The organism is Bacillus cereus group sp. BceL062 (genome assembly GCF_051780025.1).
Taxonomy (GTDB): domain Bacteria; phylum Bacillota; class Bacilli; order Bacillales; family Bacillaceae_G; genus Bacillus_A; species Bacillus_A toyonensis.
The window spans coordinates 895,471-912,297 of the sequence record NZ_JBPWGY010000001.1; the positions used below are offsets into that span (position 1 = coordinate 895,471).

The following is a 16,827-nucleotide window of genomic DNA, read 5'->3' on the forward strand; positions in this document are numbered from 1 at the left end:
CACTTTACTTTATCTCCTCAACATAAGGATTCGCATATAAATCAATATCAAAATCAGCTTTAATACTGTTAGCAAAATCAATTACTGGATTATCTAAATGAAAAGCTGGTGTATGACTATCATTTATTTTAATTACAATAGTGAATCTACATTCTAATCCAAATTCTCTTTTTAGTTCATTAATAATGGCTGACTTATCTTTTAGTTTTAGAATTAATTGCTCCATTACATCTCCTACATCTAATGATTCCTGATATCCTGTACTTAGTTGCCAAGATGTATAGTTTCTTGTTATGTTTTCAGTTTCGTTTGTTTTTCTAATTATGTCCCCTTTTTTATAACTTTTAGTTGGGCTTACTTGCAATCTTTCAGAAACAACCTCTACTGGAAATTCATCTCCAGACAGATTGAAATAAACCATTACTTGCGTTTCATCCATTAATCTCACACCTTTATTAAAAATAAATTATTATTTAATTCAATCGTTCCATTTTACTACAGACTACAAGTTGAATTTTATGCCAACCTGTAACTACTTTTAATATTAATATGAATCATTCTACAATTACATCTTTTTATTAATATATAATGTTTTTATTTTTATAAAGTAAAACTTTAATCAATGTGGGTTATGTTCACCCCCACTAATTATCAGCCCTCACCAATCGGTCCAGCCCCACTCCCACCTAACTTCTTTGCCCCAGCCGAGTTTTGAGGTGGGAGTTTTACTTCCCGGCAAATAGCGGGATAAACTCTATTACTAACGGCGCATTACTTCTCCATTTAAATTGTTTACATAATACTATTATTTTTATAATTTATTATCCCAATAAAAAACAATCCATCTAACAAATGGATTGTTTTTATGTTTCATTTTTATAATTTTTTAAATAATTTAATTGTTTTTACCTTAACTGAATTGGATTTATAATAATGAAATAAAAATATATATTAAAAACCGAGCGCATTATGCATATCAAAAAATAGCTACCTATTAAACATTTGTCATTTGAAAGCTAAAATGAATTTTAACCTTTCGTTTGAAAAAATACGTATAAACCCTCTAATATGAGCAGACTTATCATACTAATCTATAACAATTTTGCCTTCTCCCCTTACCTGTTTCCTTTAACACATATGATCTTAAAACAAGCGCAGTTAATGAATCCGTTAATGTTTTATATGATAAATTAGACAATGCCAATAGATCGTTCGTATATAACATTCTATGCTTTTCTAATAATAATAGTACTAATCGTTCTGACGGTTTTAATGTCTCATCACTTTCTAGTATAAAGTCTATATTTTTCATTTCTCTAATTATTGCTCCTTATATAAAAAAATACTTTAAATGATTATTTAATATGAAAATAATACTTAACAAAATCTGAAGTATATTAAAATAACATCATTTTAAAACACTATTATACTATAACATAGAACAAGCATTTCCCGAAATAGGAAATGCTTGTTCTTAATTCACTTTCTTATATTGCTTATATGATTCTTCCAAACCTATATTATATTTCGTGTTTTTATCCGTCCAGTCTTCTCCTAAATTACCTGGCCATCCTGATGTATTAGCGACATATTTTAATAACTTCCAATCTTTTAATCCTTTTTTCACACCGCGCTCATATGATTTGACCATATTAGTGATTGCTATTTTTGCATTGATTTGTGAATCCATTAAACTTTCTTCAGATAAAGAGGCTGGTGCTAATCCGCCCCGATGCAATTGGAATAATCCAAATGATGTGCCCTTATCCCCTATCGCTTTTCGATTCAATTTTGTTTCATGGTCTGCGATAGATAGTGGAATCCAATCTGGAATATCATACCTCTTAGCAACTTCACCAATTATTTTCTTATTATTTTCAATCTCTTTATACTTCTCATATTTTGAATAAAGAGCATTCGTTACTGTTACTAACGTAAGTAATATGAATATATATTGTAACGCTTTTTTCATCATTTCATCTCCTGCTTTGTGTATGTTTCACTTCCTACTCACACTATAAAGCCTTTATGTGACATTCATTTGACGAAATGATATGAATGATGCATAAGTTAATAATAAATTAAGTTTTTCTAAAATCACTTAAACAAATAAAAACGGTTAGCCACCCATGTTCTAAACATGAGTGGCTAACCGTTTTCGAGTGTCTTTTTAATAAACACGTTCTACCTTATATATTTCTTGCAATATGTGGTTTGCTGTAATGACTCGTTCCGCCGCCACCTACTACTACTTTACCTCCTTTTCCAAAGATTAACAATTTACTTGAACCATCTGCAAGAAGTACTATTACTTCCGCATGATCACTTGTAGCTACATAGATTACATAACCGCTTTTTGAAATACACGTTTCCCAATTCTCATCAAATTCTGATCTAACTACCCGATTAGAATACACTTGATTTTCAATTCTTCCTTGTTCTTCTTTTTCCAAATTTATTCTCCCCTTTTCCTTGAATAGTTATATATATTAAAATAGCAGTCCTGTTTAAAATAGTGACCGATTTTAACATAAATAGTATATGTAGGTAGTAGAAGAATGCTTGGACAATGAAAACGTATCAGCATTTAAAAATTTTACAATCGAAACTTCTCTTTAATCATTTCCGCTACTTCTTTTGGACTCAAGTAAGTATTATTAATTTTCATATACTCTTCTTTTTCAATTTCACCATGAAGAGAGTTTAATCTATGCTTTTTCATCGTTTCTTTTAAATTATTTTCAGACCATTCAATATCTCTTTTTTCGGTTTATGTTCTAATCTATGCGGGCTTTTATTCCGTTCTAATCTTTCATCTAATTCCGCTTCCAGCTCTACAAAATATACCGTCCCACCTTTTGATTCAAAAATACTTACTACATGATGTATATAATCCCAATCGGATTGGAGGTCAAATGCCCATACATAAGTAAAAATCATTCCAGATAAATCACTTTTAGATACTTCTTCAAATATTTCATTACGAAATAAACTTACTAGTCTTTTTGCTTCTTTCGTACTGTAATCAAAAATTGGACTTACTAAATCAATTGTCATATGGTTATGAAAAAGTTTTAAACCGGTTAATGTTGCTAATTCTTGCCCCACTGTCATTTTCCCAACTGCTTGTGGGCCAAATATTAATATGAATTTCATTTATTTCCCTCCTATCGCTCTCTATAAACAATTACATAAAATAGAAAATAAGGCAGTCGATTTCGTATCGATTGCCTTATTTTTATTAATAGTTTCTGTACTATTTTTTTCGCACAGCTTCAAAAGTAAACATTTGATTTGCATTTGACGATTTTTTTTCATAAACATAGTCAGCCGAACAAGTAATGTTAGAGAATCCTATACTTTCTAACAGAAGTTTAAACTCTTCTATTCCATACCAGCGCAGTGCGAAGCGTTGTAGTTCTGTTTGTACTAACTTTCCTTTACTCCATTTTTCATATTTTAAATAGGATAGAGTAACTTGGTTCAGCCAATCTATTTCAATTGATTTATTTTCTAATGTAATTCCGTCACCACTCGGCAAAGAAAAATTTGATGTATGAATCTCTCCAGTCTTCCAGTCATGCGGAAGCATAATATCGACGATTAACCGACCACCTAGCTTAAGGTGCTCATAAAAACATTTCAATGCGTTTATAGAATCCACACGATTTTCAATTAAACAAAAAGATCCAGTAGGAATGATAATTGCCTCATATTTATGTGGCAGTGAAAATTTTTGTAAGCTTCCTTCATATAGATTAGGATGTAATCCTCTCTCTTTACATCGTATACGGCACGATTCTAGCATTTCAGGTGAATAGTCTATCCCATCTACTTTAAATCCAGCCTCTAGAAGTGGGATGATGACACGCCCTGATCCTACCGCTGCTTCGAGAATTCTTCCTCTACAATTTTTTAAACGTTCTTCATAATACTCAATATCACCATTTAAAGAATAACCGACAGGCTTTGTGTAATCATAAAGTTCCGTACAAAGTGTACTATAAAAACTAAACATTTATTTTCTCCTCCGTTTTATACGTACGGAAGATTTCAATTCAATTAATCTTCCTGTACCTTTAATTTTAATGAAAATTCGAAAGAGCTGACTGTCATACTATATCACTCGCTTTCCATAGAATATAATCACATTGTATAATATTTCCTTCAAAATGAATATATAGAAATCGAAAATTCAGACTTATTTTGAAAGGATGATATGATGAATTCATTAATTGGATTTCTTTTTCTTCTTATCACTTTTAATGCTCTAATTTTCTTTATTGCAAAGAAGTATAGGCGAATATAGAAAATTGCCAGTGGCATTTTAATCCTAAATGCAATTTTTTTATTTGTTGTAAGTACTTTTAATAGAAATTCATAATTGCCTCCTCGTATTGATAAACAATTACACCCCAAAATTTAAAGAGCTTACTATATAGTAAGCTCTTCATTAAAAATCATTTATTTCACGATCGGTAATATTAATTCGCTTAATTTTACTGTAAGCTTCGTACCCGCTTTCGGTCTAATTGTATAATCATAGTCGCTAGCAATTAAAACCACTCCAATTTGATGCCCCGCTTTAAAGACATAATCATCTGGCTGCATGTCCCATGTAAATGTATAATCTTTGCCCGGTTGAATCGCTGTTGAATTTTCTATACTCTTTAAGTTTTGAGGATCCATCCAGCCTCTCGTTACGACCTCTGGCTTCGCTCCTCCATAATCAACAAGTAAAGCGGTTAAATTTGATACAGATCGATCAATATTTCCCGTAATTGAAATCTTTGGTGTACCACTTATACGCGTATCTTTTTGCAATACAGGCATTGTATACACTAATCGATTGGCTACTTCGAGTTCTGGGTTTGCTACTAATTGGTTCGATTTCATTTTTGCATCATCTACGAATGAGAAAACCTTATTAGCAGATCCCATACTTAATGGCAAATTGACTGCTTTATTACTTAAATACATTCGGATTTTTGACGGCACAGCCGCTGGATCTGGCCAATTTTTTAACCTTTCCCATGTTTTATTTTCTCGTTGAACATCAACCATTGGTTCATCCATAATTCCATTTTCAATTCCGTACAACCAATAATCTAACCATTTATTTTGTGTTTGCTGCCAGTTATTACTTGATGTTCCGCCGTGTCCACCTTGATGTAACCACATTTTACGAGGTACATCATTTTCTCCAAGCGCATCCCACCATTGTGAAAACTGCTTCGTTTTTACGTTCCAATCGTTTAAACCGTGAACGACAAATACGCTCGCTTTTACATTTTTAGCATCTTTCACATAGTTACGTTTATCCCAAAAATCATTATAATTACCAGTTTTCCGGTCTTGTCCATCAGTGAGCTCTTTTATAACTTGTCCACAAACTTCAGGGTTTTCCCTTGTTAGTACTGCTTCTGCCATATTATCTGCATCTTCCCCTTGATACCCACCTGGCGCAATGACTGCGCCATTTGCACGATAATAATCATACCAACTACTAATCGCTGCGATTGGAATAATTGTTTTTAACCCTTCAACTCCAGTCGTCGCAACAGCATTTGGTAACGTACCATTATAAGAAACCCCTGTCATACCTACATTTCCAGTAGACCAATTTGCATTTACTTCTTTTCCATCTTCTGTATATGCTTTCGCACGCCCATTTACCCAATCAATGACAGACTTCGTCCCCAATATTTCCTGTGCGTCTCCAGTCGTAGGACAGCCATCTGATTTTCCAGTACCGATACTTTCTCCTAAAATAACTGCATAACCTCTTGGCACGTAATAGTTTCCGTACGAACCAAGATTAACCGCTCCATACGGTTTTCCTTCATACGCATACAATTCTTCATCTACATTATATACAGGAACATCTTTTAATCCAGCTCGATATGGACTCATTTCATAAATAACAGGAACTTTCACATTCGGATCAGTTTTTGGACGCATAACCTTTACTGATACACGATCCTTTTTACCATCGCGATCACTATCAACTTCTGTTTCTACAAACAAATTTTCAATAATCGCTTCATCAAGTGAGTAAATAGGTTTTGTCATCCCATTTTCTAATTCAATTTTCGTGTTCGAATGTAATGCTTCTGAAACTTTTCCATTTAACTTAACGCCATTTTCATTTCTGTTGTTTGTTTCTTTATTTTCTGCATACGCAGTCATAGTAGAAACTCCTGATGTAATTGATAAAGATAAAATAGCTGATAGTGTAATTGCAATTTTCTTTTTCCCCATGCCCTTCCCTCCCCAAATATTCCTTCTCTTACTATACAACGAAATTACTGAAAATTCAGTTTATATTTTATGCAATAACTTGAGAAATTTGTAGAACACTCTCCCTACGAGCCTTCAAAATTATATAGTGCCACTTAATACTGTCTTATAATCATAAAAAACATCGTCTCCTATTGAAAATAGACGATGTTTTTTTAGTTTTTAATTAGCCCCTCTTCATATAAATATCAAATTGTATCTCTCCATCTATAGTAGAAACTCCATATTCAAAACCATGTCTTTCTAAAATACTTTTTACTATCGCTAGTCCTAATCCTGTACCTGATTTTTCTTTACTACGAGAAGACTCTAAGACGTAAAATGGTTCCCAAATTTTATCGATATCTTTAATTTGTTCAGCATGAATACCATTTTGAATTTGAAAATATATACCATCGTTTCTATTTTGTAAATAAATTTTCACATTTTGATTCGTTGTATATTTAATCGCATTAGAAATTAAATTTTGAAACACCATTCCCATTTTATTTAAATCTGCATAAATGATTGTATCACCAACAGTATTGTTCACTTGCAAATTGATTTTTTTCGATTCCAGTTCAATCTTATGTTTATCTATTATACTTTGGACTAGTGGCTCAATAGGGAATTCTTCTTTTTGTAATATATCTCTTTCTAGTTTAGAAAATCGTAATAACTCTTCAATTAGATTTGATATGTGATCAATTTGTTTAATAATTGTATCTACGTACGTACCATCATCTAACCCATCTTTTATTCCCATAGAATATGCTTTTACTAATGCTATAGGTGTTTTTAATTCATGAGTCATATCACCCATAAATTGTTTTAAATGTTCATTACGATCTGTTAAATCTTGATGTGCTTCATGCAATTTATCACTCATAATATTGATACTATTGGCTAAGTCTCCTATTTCATCGTTCGTTTTCACTTTCGTTCTTTTAAACTTCAAACGTGAAATTCCTTCTGCGACATCACTTAATTCTTTCAATGGTGTCGTGATTGTTTTTGAAAGTATCCACACAAGTAAAATAATGAGAAGGAGTGAGAAACACAAAATGTATAAGTAAAATGTATTTAACGTATTAATAATTTCATTTGAATTTGCAATAGAAGTCCCAATTAAAATTATCGTATCATCTTTCGCAATATACTTAGCAAAAAAGCTTGCTTTTACCTTTCCTTGATCATATAGTTTATTCGATTGCCCTTCCGTTTTCACTTTTATGACTTCGTCTTTCGTAATCCACAGTTTATTTAATGTTACCTTCTTTCTCATAAGTTTTGTGTGTAGTGCTTCGTTCATATCAACTATTGACTGATTGATTGGCGTATACACAATTGAAACATTACTTTCATTTTCAATTGTATGGATAACATCTTCTAAATCTTTTACTGATGTATCTTGTATTTGCGTTGTAAATTTATTTAAGTTTTCACGTGTTTTATAAATATTATATTTCGGTAAAAGATAATTAATTAATAATAAAGAGATCATAAAAATAAGAATAACCGTTAAAGAAATGCTGAAAAATAGCTTTTTTCCAAGTTTATTCACTTTGTTCCTCCAGACTATAACCTAAACCACGATGCGTCTTTATAATATTCTCTCCGATTTTTTTACGCAATCTCCTCACATGTGTATCAACCGTTCTCTCTTCTCCAAAATAGTCAAATCCCCATACGATATCTAACAATTTTTTACGCGTTAAAATCATTCCTTTATGATTTAAAAAGCACTTTATTAATTCTAGTTCTGTTTTTGTAATATCTAATTCTATATCATTTTTATATACTTTATTTTTGGCGAAATTTATCTTTACATCTTGCACTTGAATTACATCATCCTGTTGTACAAGCTTTTTCGCTCGGGTAATTAGCACTCCTGGATGAAATGGTTTTTTCACATATTCATCTGCCCCGCTTTGAAGCGCTGCTAATTCATCTTCACTTTCACTTTTCGCCGTAAGCATTAACACTCTTACACTTGAATTCTTTTTTATTTCCTGACAGACTGTAATACCACTATGTTTCGGCATCATCCAATCTAAAATAGCTAAATCTATTTTCTCATCATAAAAAATTCGAAGTGCTTCCTCTCCATCTTTTGCTAGTAAAACTTCGAAGCCTTCTTTTTCAAAATAAGCTTTTAAAATTTTCAACATATCTTGTTCATCATCTGCAATCAATACTTTCATAATTTATCCTCCATTGCTTTTAAACAAAAACCAATTGTATCATACAACTTCTTTGTTACATGTATGTGACAGAAAAATATTTAAACCTTTTGAGGGTATAGTAAAGATGAGGTGTTGTATTATGATAAAAAAAATCGGGGTCATTTCTCTTCTTTTCTTCCTATTATCAACAAATGCGCTCGCAAATACAAATCAACAAATTGAAGTGTTTGATTGCAAAAAAGAAATGGTCATTCAAAAACAATCTTTAGATCCAACAATCGAAAAAGAAGCTGTTCAATACGCTAAAGCAATAACTGGACCATTTAAAAACTTAAATGTCGTTCCGAAAGATGGACATATGATAAAAATCCCTTTAACTAAACCTGTTTCTATTGCCAATCAATGGTTACATACTACAATAGACGAAGTGCTTATACTGCTCCCACAAAATGAAAAACCTTATATTATGCTATATGATGATGAGAATAATCCGCATTTTTATTATGTGAAAGGTGATCCAAATAGATTATTGAAACAAATGAATGTTACATTATAATTTAAGAAAGATCCCACAAATATCATTTGCGGGATCTTTCTTTATTGGTTAACAACTTGATTTTCATTTAAAAAATGCATAACCTGTCTTTTATGATGGTTATCATGATCTACAAATTCTTTAATAATATATATAAGAGAATACGGCGTTCCAGTATGAGGACAATGTGATACTCCATTGGCAGTTACAGGTTTCTTTAGGTTTCCAGCAGGCAATAATCTAATTTCTTTTACGAGTAACTCTCTTTTTGCTTTTGCTTCTTCAAGAAGTTTCATCTTAGATATACCCGATTTGGCATAACTAGATGCTATTTTATTATATGTATTAAAGTCAGGGAACTCCACTCCCTGTCCTTCTCTCACTGATGGTAAGACCTTACTTAAAAGACATTCATCCCAATTCATAATATGAGATACAATCTCACCAATAGTCCATTTCCCCTCTGATATTGGTGCCACCCACAATTCTTCTTTCATACCTTTCAATGTATTTAACCAAATTGAATATTCATTGAAATCATGAATAATTTTATTTTCTCCCATCATCCAATTCCCCATTCTAATAATAGATTCAAATGAATTATATCATCAATCCACATAAAAATAGAACGAAAGTTCTGTCAGAGTGGATAAATAATAATTCACTACATCCTTTTATATAAGTTCAAATAATGGCTCGCTCCTACATATTTTTTCCCTTTCACAAATCCACCCGAAGTATAAAATTTGTCACCCTGTTCCGTATCTGTATTTAAGACAACGATATTAAAATATTTTTTAGCATCACTTAAAATTCGCACTAACAGTAACCTCCCTAATCCTTTCCTTCGGTATTCTTTTGCAATATAAAATCTCCTTACCCTACCAATCTTATTATTTTCTGTATATGGATCCTCATTTAGCCCTCCTATTCCAATTAACTTTTCCCCTTGAAAAATACCATATAAACATTCTCCAGTTTTATTAAATACATTTATTTTGTTTTCATATTCATTTATTAATTTTATTAGGAAGTTAAAACCTCCTTCCTTACTGTCTTGAACGAGATGACTAATTTCATATTTCATTAAATTGTCTATTTGTTGAATATGTATATCTTTCAAGTAAATTCCCTCCCTTAATATAAAAATATATAAAAATGCTCAAGAATCATTTATTCTGAGCATTTTTATGGTTGTTACCTTATTCAATTCGTAGCATGCGTATTCTGCACTTCAGACAATATCCCCTTCAACTCCATTAAATCATCTATTATTATATCGGCACGAGCCAGTTCATCTTCTTGTGCAAAATCAAAATTGCATCCAATCGCAATTAAACCGTTATCTTTTGCTGCATTTATATCAGATAGTCGGTCTCCAACTACCGCTGCCTCTTTTATATCATATTTGTTCAAAATGGTTTTGACTAAGTCACTTTTATTTAGCGATTGTATTTGTTCAATACTACATGTTTCAGTAACCCACTGATCCAAAGCATAATAAGATACGATTGCTTGTAAGTATTCTTTTAAGCCATTACTAGCAATGTATATTGAACAATTATTTTCTTTTATGTGCGTAAATATTTCTTTTACATTTGGATATAAAGCACCTTTTCCGTTCTTTATGTTTTCAATTAATCTTTCCAAAAAATATGCGTCTGTTTGTTCTCTTACTTCAATAGAATGGTCTGGTAATAACGTCTCCCAAACTTTCGGTAACGGCACACCCATAATTTCACGATACTTATCAATTGGTGTTACTGTATCCCATAATTGTAGTGACCGTAAATGATCAAAAGTATCATCTAGCGATACTTCTAAAATTTTATCTGTTTGAAATAACGTTCCATCCATATCAAAAATTAGTGCTTGAAACATGTCGTCCTCTCCTTACATAGGCTGCAAATATTCATCAATATCTTTAGAAATTTGTATAAAAGCTTTATCCCAAAATTCATAGCTTGTTATATCTATTTGAAAATGTTTTTTCATGAGCTCTTCTACTGGAGCCTTTCCTGTTTCTCGTAGAAATTCTTTATACTTTAAATGGAATGTACTTGAGTTTTGCTTCGCTATTTCTACTAAACTAAAACTTGCTAAATATCCAAATGTGTACGGATAATTGTAAAAAGGAACATCCGCAATATAAAATTGAATATATTTCATCCACACGAACGGCTGATATTCACTTAAAGCATGTCCGTATGCTTTTTCTTGCGCTGCTATAGATAACGTCTCAATTTCGTCAACACTTAAAGGACCCTCTTTACATTTTTCATAAAAATTCTTCTCAAATTGAAATGATGCTCGAATGGCCATAACATAATTAAACGTATTTCTTATTTTCCAGCTAAGTAATGACTTTTTCATATCTATACACTTTGTTGTTTCAATTAAATAGTTTATGAGTACTGTTTCAAAGAAAATAGACGCGGATTCAGCCGTACTCATTGGCAAATAATCATCTAAGAAAGAAGTAGTTTGTTCAAAACTCATATTATAAAAATGCCAAGCATGTCCTAGTTCGTGGACAAGTACCTTTACACTATCGATACTTCCGTCATAACGCATTGAAATACGGGATTCTTTCTCACTGAAAAAAGGAGCGCAAAACCCACCTGGTGGTTTATTCTCTCTCGGTTCAGCATCTACCCATCCACTTTCTATCGCATTACGTGCAAATTCTGCTAATTCTTCATCAATAGCTTTTAATGCATCATATATGTTTTGTACTGCTAGTGCAAAAGGAATAATAGCCTCATTATTTTCCTTCATTGTCATAAGTTCATGCCATGTAATCGAAGCTTCCCCTATCTTATACATGTTTAAAGCACTAACTAATTTATCAAGATTTTCTTCTGTCGCATTCCACATTTGTAATAATACAGTTTCAGAAATACCATTCACATGAAGAGATTGTGTTAAAATCTCTCTATCTTCTTTTTCATTACTCTTTGTATTACGCAATCTCCCTATTTGATTTAATACAGTAGCAAAGACTTCTTTTTCCTTATGTAATGCATTTATTAGTAGCACAAATACTTCTAATCTTTCCTTTTCATTATCACTATTCATTGCAATATGATTTGCTTGACCAAATGATAATTGTTTATTATTGTGCTCTATTTCTATCTTATTTCTTAATTGTATGTACATATTTTCCCACGCATTAAGTTCATCTTTTATGAACCTAGTATTAATATTATCAGAAAGTTCCACCTCACTTTGTTGTATTACTTGCTGTACTTCACTTTTTAGTTCCTTTACTTTCACAGTCAATATAGTATTATCAGATGAAACACTTTCTTCAGCCGATCGGCAATACAAATAGTATTCTGCCTTTTCAATAGCCTGTATAAGTTTTGAAAGGATTTCCACATCCTTTGTCACTATATATTGTTCTTTCAACTCTAATATCGGAAATATAATATCTTCACACGAATATAATCGATCTAAATCCCACCTAGCAATTTCATGCATTTTTATAGCCGCCTCCTATTTTTACAAATAGTTACAGATATTTCTCCCTACCCAATTATATATGAAACTACAATTTTTTAATATCTTTAAATATTTCGTTTTTTGATGAGCAGGACTAGATTTATATTCGTTTCTTTCACCACTCAATCACAAATAGCATAAACACATGAATGATACGATGTGTAAAAAAGACAATAAAGTTATTTACTTTTAAACCTAAAACAAGCATAACCCCGTTCTAAATTTTGGACGGGGTTAAAATATAGTTGTATAATTTTCGATATAAGATACTTCACTGTACTTAAAAATATAACAATAAAGTCGTTTGAAAATCTAAGTTTTATTCAACAATAGCGCCTATTGTTGAATAATGTTCAATTTTAAACGAATAAAGCCATTAATATTAAATTTTGATAGCCGTCATCCAATTTTACACCCTTTGCTTTTCTACCCTCTTCAAAAAATCCTAGATTCTTATATAACTGGATTGCACCTAGATTATCTTCCATTACCTCAAGACAAACTTTTTCAATCTTACTGTTATTTTTAGCCCAATTGATTAACGTTTCTAGAAGAGCTCTTCCAATACCATAATTTCGATATTCAGGTAATATGGTCATCGCAAAAGCCCCTTGATGACTAATTTTTTCTTTGTTTCCATTCTTAAAATCGATTGCACCGACTAACTTACCATCAACTTCAGCAATAAACTGTACATAATTTGGATTTTCATGATAAGCTTTTAACGTTTTTTGAATAGCATCAACACTCATCTTTTTTACACCCTCAACCGTACTTAGCATGTATGGAGCATTTATTAAAGCTTTTGAAGCAGCATTTAGCATTCTTTCTGCATCCTGTTCTTTAGCTTCTCTAATTATTACTGTTTTTCCATCCTTAGATTTATAAGTAAAAACATTAGTTGATAATATATTACACACACCCTTTCGGAATATAATTAATCGATTTTTTTAAATATTCCACAATTTTTAAGTAAGAGAAAGTCGTATCACCTTTTTCTGTAATCGCCCTCCTTTAACTTAATAACAATTATTTCAAATATTTTTAATTTTGACAAGAAATCGTTCCGTTATATAGCTCGATTGTTGAATAGCATGACTAGCATTTTTTAACCGACTTTATTATTTCTTTACACGATGATTGATATAAGTATCACTTCACCAATACCATATCGCCCAATTATCACAGATTAAAAATAAAAAAGGATTGATCAAAAGATCAATCCTTTACTCTACTTCATTTAAGAAAAATAATGTTATAACGCCAGGTCCTGTATGTGCTCCAATTGCTGCTCCAATTGTATTTACGATAAATACTTCACAGCCGAATCTTTCCGTAATTAATGCTTTTAACGCTTCAGCTGTTTCTAAGTCGTCGCCATGAGTCATTGCGATTGTTTGACCTTTAAGTTCTTTCCCGCGCTCTTCCATAATATCTACAATTCGGCCAAGTACTTTCTTTTTCCCTCTTACCTTTTCAAGTGGTACAAGTTTTCCTTCTTCCACATTTAAGATCGGCTTAATGTTTAATAAACCGCCGATAAAACCTGCTACTTTACTTAAACGTCCACCTCTAACAAGGTACTGTAAGTCAGCTACAGTGAAGATATGTTCCATATGGTTCATTAAAAAAGCGACACGTTTTAAAATATCTTCTTTTGATGCGCCGTCTTTCGCCATTTTAGCAGCTTCTAAAACGACAAGCCCTTGACCAAGCGAAGCACATTTCGTATCGATAATTTCTAAATCTAAATCTGCATATGTTTCTTTTACTTCCTCTTTAATGACAATTGACGATTGATATGTACCAGACAGTTCAGATGAAAAAGCTAAATATATACAAGGATTACCTTCTTTTGCATAAGAAACAAATTTTTCTTGGAAAGTTTCAAGTGAAGGCAATGATGTTCTATAAACAGCGCCTTCTCTCATTTTTTGCAATAATGTAACTGACTCTAATGTAACTCCATCTAAATACTCTGTTTCTGCTTCATCATATACACGGAGTGGAATTAAATCAATATCATATGCTTGCAGCAATTCTACCGGTAAATCCGCCGCACTATCCGTAATGATTTTAACACCCATTTTTAAACCTCTATTCTGTTATAAATATAAAATAATAAAATAAAAATAGTACTTTTAAATTATATACGTAAAACTTAAATGAAGAAAGGAAAACACTTTATATTGTATGCACTATTCTCCAAAACTTGAACTGTTAATAAAAATCATGCCATTTTAACCACTTTTTCCTGAAAATATATTATGTATAATGGAAATAGTAAAAGTTTTCTGAAGGAGGATGCATATGAGTATTCAACTGGCTACATATAATGATCTAGAATGGATTAATAATCAATACGAATCAATAGGATTTGTACGGAGCGATTTAAAGCGAGATAAAGTTGCAATCATTACATACAACAATGAGTACGCAGGTGTTGGACGACTAGTCAAAATAGATGATAATACTATAGAAATGGGTGGGATTTTTATTCTCCCAAATTTTAGAGGTCTACAATTAGCTGGGGAACTTGTTTCATTTTTAGTAGAAACTGCGAAAAAATTACAAGTACAAAATGTGTATTGTCTTCCTTTTGAGGAACTAGAAAACTTTTATAAGAAATATGGCTATACTGAGGTCGATACTACGAAAGAAGTTGTCCATCCAATTATTCTAAAAAAATATAATTGGTGTTTAAAACATTATGATAAACATGTATTACTGTTTAAATTGTAAGTTTTCTATAATGGGGGTGGATACACTTTGTGTTACACCTCATGTTTTAACAAATATTTATCCATTTCATCTATTAAAAGAATTAGTTTTTTAAAGCGATCCATCAATTGTATTTCATATCTTTCCCAAACGCTTATTAGCAAGCTCATTTACAAACTTGCTAGCATTATTTTTAAGTTTCTCTAATACATTTTCCTGAAGAAATTTTTAACTAATTGATGTAGAGATGATTAATTATCTAATCCGCACCCAAACTTCCTGTTCTTGTAACAATTGCACAGTTAATTCCAATACAAGGTTTTGTATTAACTGATACGCGTTATCATGCGGTGTACTTCGTTCCGATATAAATTCAATACATTGAAAAATATAACCTTCTACGAGTAAGCTCCCTTTTTCAATTTTAGATGGATTATTTCCTTTCCTTATTATTTTTGGTAATAAAAACTCTTTTTTTGTTAAAATAATTTCCTGTGACACCTCTTTTATTTCTATAACTTTTTCTTTAAATACCACTTTTTCTCGTAAATTAATTTCACCTTTATACTTCCCTATTTCTATTGGTAATTTCGCAGGTATATAATTATTTACTCCTCCTTCATCTTCCTTATCTAAAATTATTCCGTGTATAGGAATCCACGAAGATGTTCCTACCCAATTCTCTTCCATATTACTTTTTATTTTTTGATTAGAAAGTTCTAAAAGCACTCTCTTTTCATAAAGGTTTGAAGAAACTAAATTACAATTAACTTCTCCTTGATAATGTTGCACTGTAGTTAATAACTTAGTATCCAATTCACGACCCCTTTCATCTTTTTGATTCCGAAATACAAATACTTCTTGATTTTTCACATTCATATTAGGGAATTTTATAAAACTAGTCACATCTGAAATAATAGAAAATGGGGTTTTTACTACTTTTGAACGTACTAAGGTCTCTATTTTTGATTCTGAATCTTGACGTTTTTTCTGTGACTCTGTTTCTTTACTCTTTTTCTCGGATTTAACTGCTTCTTCTTTTTTTGATTTTGTTTTTTTACTTTCTTTCTCTGATTCAATTGTTTCTTCTTCTTTTTTAGACTCAGTTTCTTTACTTTCTTTCTCTAATTCAATCGCTTTATCTCCCTTTTTTGATTCTGTTTCTTTACTTTCTTTCTCTGATTCAATTGTTTCTTCTTCTTTTTTAGACTCAGTTTCTTTACTTTCTTTCTCTAATTCAATTGTTTCTTCTTCTTTTTTAGACTCAGTTTCTTTACTTTTTTTCTCTAATTCAATCGCTTTATCTCCCTTTTTTGATTCTGTTTCTTTATTTTCTTTCTCTAATTCAATCGCTTTATCTCCCTTTTTTGATTCTGTTTTTTTACTTTCTTTCTTTAATTCAAATGCTTTATCTTCTTTCTCTGATTCTGTTTCTTCAATTTTTTCCTTTTTTCTTATTTCGCGTGCATCATCTTGAACATTCAGCTTTTTCCCTTTATAAACTTTGTTCCATATTTCCTGACCAACCCATGGATTTTTCATCACCATCCCCCCGTCTAATGAAATTCATAAAAATATGTTTTTTGTACGCGACCATTTCAT

General features: G+C 31.4%; 17 protein-coding genes and 1 pseudogene. 2 read left to right on the forward strand and 16 right to left on the reverse strand.

What is annotated here, in order from left to right; genetic code table 11:
• Positions 1-4 precede the first annotated feature (4 nt).
• The 9 genes and pseudogenes from ACS2MN_RS04525 to ACS2MN_RS04565 form a co-directional block, all read right to left on the reverse strand.
• Entirely contained in the window at positions 5-439 is a 435-nt protein-coding gene (locus ACS2MN_RS04525) for a DUF4279 domain-containing protein (RefSeq protein ID WP_000344619.1), read from the reverse strand.
• 642 nt (positions 440-1,081) lie between these two features.
• Positions 1,082-1,312 (reverse strand): hypothetical protein, encoded by a 231-nt coding sequence (locus ACS2MN_RS04530; protein ID WP_000789037.1) that lies wholly within the window; start codon positions 1,310-1,312, stop codon positions 1,082-1,084.
• A gap of 162 nt (positions 1,313-1,474) precedes the next feature.
• Positions 1,475-1,975, reverse strand: coding sequence for a hypothetical protein (locus tag ACS2MN_RS04535; RefSeq protein ID WP_015000608.1), 501 nt, complete (start codon positions 1,973-1,975; stop codon positions 1,475-1,477).
• A gap of 214 nt (positions 1,976-2,189) precedes the next feature.
• Complete coding sequence (locus tag ACS2MN_RS04540; RefSeq protein WP_098054935.1) at positions 2,190-2,453, reverse strand: hypothetical protein; 264 nt, start codon at positions 2,451-2,453, stop codon at positions 2,190-2,192.
• Between the two features lie 143 nt (positions 2,454-2,596).
• Positions 2,597-3,156 (reverse strand): annotated as a pseudogene (locus ACS2MN_RS04545) (AAA family ATPase).
• A 100-nt stretch (positions 3,157-3,256) separates the two neighbouring features.
• On the reverse strand, positions 3,257-4,018 hold the full coding sequence (locus tag ACS2MN_RS04550) for a class I SAM-dependent methyltransferase (RefSeq protein ID WP_070173333.1): 762 nt from the start codon (positions 4,016-4,018) through the stop codon (positions 3,257-3,259).
• A 446-nt stretch (positions 4,019-4,464) separates the two neighbouring features.
• Positions 4,465-6,261, reverse strand: coding sequence for a Xaa-Pro dipeptidyl-peptidase (locus ACS2MN_RS04555; protein ID WP_000516705.1), 1,797 nt, complete (start codon positions 6,259-6,261; stop codon positions 4,465-4,467).
• 205 nt (positions 6,262-6,466) lie between these two features.
• Positions 6,467-7,843, reverse strand: a complete 1,377-nt coding sequence (locus ACS2MN_RS04560) for a HAMP domain-containing sensor histidine kinase (RefSeq protein WP_088056250.1) — start codon at positions 7,841-7,843, stop codon at positions 6,467-6,469.
• Entirely contained in the window at positions 7,836-8,483 is a 648-nt protein-coding gene (locus ACS2MN_RS04565; RefSeq protein WP_000865960.1) for a response regulator transcription factor, read from the reverse strand. Before ACS2MN_RS04565 ends, ACS2MN_RS04560 begins: the two co-directional genes overlap by 8 nt.
• A 121-nt stretch (positions 8,484-8,604) precedes the next feature.
• Between ACS2MN_RS04565 and ACS2MN_RS04570 the strand changes: the two genes are divergently transcribed.
• Positions 8,605-9,021, forward strand: a complete 417-nt coding sequence (locus ACS2MN_RS04570) for a hypothetical protein (RefSeq protein ID WP_000591755.1) — start codon at positions 8,605-8,607, stop codon at positions 9,019-9,021.
• A 41-nt stretch (positions 9,022-9,062) separates the two neighbouring features.
• On the opposite strand, the gene ACS2MN_RS04575 is transcribed toward ACS2MN_RS04570, so the two are convergent.
• From ACS2MN_RS04575 to ACS2MN_RS04600, 6 genes are all read right to left on the reverse strand, one after another.
• Positions 9,063-9,563: a DinB family protein gene (locus ACS2MN_RS04575; protein WP_000504403.1), complete on the reverse strand. Its 501-nt coding sequence runs from the start codon at positions 9,561-9,563 to the stop codon at positions 9,063-9,065.
• A 101-nt stretch (positions 9,564-9,664) separates the two neighbouring features.
• A complete protein-coding gene (locus tag ACS2MN_RS04580) occupies positions 9,665-10,123 on the reverse strand; it encodes a GNAT family N-acetyltransferase (RefSeq protein ID WP_000651653.1) in 459 nt (152 codons plus the stop codon).
• 83 nt (positions 10,124-10,206) lie between these two features.
• On the reverse strand, positions 10,207-10,881 hold the full coding sequence (locus tag ACS2MN_RS04585; protein WP_346994811.1) for an HAD hydrolase-like protein: 675 nt from the start codon (positions 10,879-10,881) through the stop codon (positions 10,207-10,209).
• 12 nt (positions 10,882-10,893) lie between these two features.
• Complete coding sequence (locus ACS2MN_RS04590) at positions 10,894-12,483, reverse strand: M3 family metallopeptidase (protein ID WP_346994810.1); 1,590 nt, start codon at positions 12,481-12,483, stop codon at positions 10,894-10,896.
• A gap of 380 nt (positions 12,484-12,863) precedes the next feature.
• Entirely contained in the window at positions 12,864-13,424 is a 561-nt protein-coding gene (locus ACS2MN_RS04595; RefSeq protein ID WP_015000610.1) for a GNAT family N-acetyltransferase, read from the reverse strand.
• A 306-nt stretch (positions 13,425-13,730) separates the two neighbouring features.
• Positions 13,731-14,591, reverse strand: coding sequence for a DegV family protein (locus ACS2MN_RS04600; RefSeq protein ID WP_000538270.1), 861 nt, complete (start codon positions 14,589-14,591; stop codon positions 13,731-13,733).
• Between the two features lie 223 nt (positions 14,592-14,814).
• Here ACS2MN_RS04600 and ACS2MN_RS04605 point away from each other — a divergent pair, with 223 nt between their 5' ends.
• On the forward strand, positions 14,815-15,246 hold the full coding sequence (locus ACS2MN_RS04605) for a GNAT family N-acetyltransferase (protein ID WP_000027174.1): 432 nt from the start codon (positions 14,815-14,817) through the stop codon (positions 15,244-15,246).
• Positions 15,247-15,480: 234 nt separating this feature from the next.
• On the opposite strand, the gene ACS2MN_RS04610 is transcribed toward ACS2MN_RS04605, so the two are convergent.
• Positions 15,481-16,767, reverse strand: coding sequence for a BC_2427 family protein (locus ACS2MN_RS04610; RefSeq protein WP_438894662.1), 1,287 nt, complete (start codon positions 16,765-16,767; stop codon positions 15,481-15,483).
• Positions 16,768-16,827: the final 60 nt, after the last annotated feature.

Excerpts from the sequence above, each read along its gene's own strand:
- ACS2MN_RS04525 (WP_000344619.1), bottom strand. The coding sequence starts at position 439 with ATGGATGAAACGCAAGTAATGGTTTATTTCAATCTGTCTGGAGATGAA.
- ACS2MN_RS04530 (WP_000789037.1), bottom strand. The coding sequence starts at position 1,312 with ATGAAAAATATAGACTTTATACTAGAAAGTGATGAGACATTAAAACCG.
- ACS2MN_RS04535 (WP_015000608.1), bottom strand. The coding sequence starts at position 1,975 with ATGATGAAAAAAGCGTTACAATATATATTCATATTACTTACGTTAGTA.
- ACS2MN_RS04550 (WP_070173333.1), bottom strand. The coding sequence starts at position 4,018 with ATGTTTAGTTTTTATAGTACACTTTGTACGGAACTTTATGATTACACA.
- ACS2MN_RS04555 (WP_000516705.1), bottom strand. The coding sequence starts at position 6,261 with ATGGGGAAAAAGAAAATTGCAATTACACTATCAGCTATTTTATCTTTA.
- ACS2MN_RS04565 (WP_000865960.1), bottom strand. The coding sequence starts at position 8,483 with ATGAAAGTATTGATTGCAGATGATGAACAAGATATGTTGAAAATTTTA.
- ACS2MN_RS04570 (WP_000591755.1), top strand. The coding sequence starts at position 8,605 with ATGATAAAAAAAATCGGGGTCATTTCTCTTCTTTTCTTCCTATTATCA.
- ACS2MN_RS04575 (WP_000504403.1), bottom strand. The coding sequence starts at position 9,563 with ATGGGAGAAAATAAAATTATTCATGATTTCAATGAATATTCAATTTGG.
- ACS2MN_RS04585 (WP_346994811.1), bottom strand. The coding sequence starts at position 10,881 with ATGTTTCAAGCACTAATTTTTGATATGGATGGAACGTTATTTCAAACA.
- ACS2MN_RS04590 (WP_346994810.1), bottom strand. The coding sequence starts at position 12,483 with ATGCATGAAATTGCTAGGTGGGATTTAGATCGATTATATTCGTGTGAA.
- ACS2MN_RS04600 (WP_000538270.1), bottom strand. The coding sequence starts at position 14,591 with ATGGGTGTTAAAATCATTACGGATAGTGCGGCGGATTTACCGGTAGAA.
- ACS2MN_RS04605 (WP_000027174.1), top strand. The coding sequence starts at position 14,815 with ATGAGTATTCAACTGGCTACATATAATGATCTAGAATGGATTAATAAT.
- ACS2MN_RS04610 (WP_438894662.1), bottom strand. The coding sequence starts at position 16,767 with ATGAAAAATCCATGGGTTGGTCAGGAAATATGGAACAAAGTTTATAAA.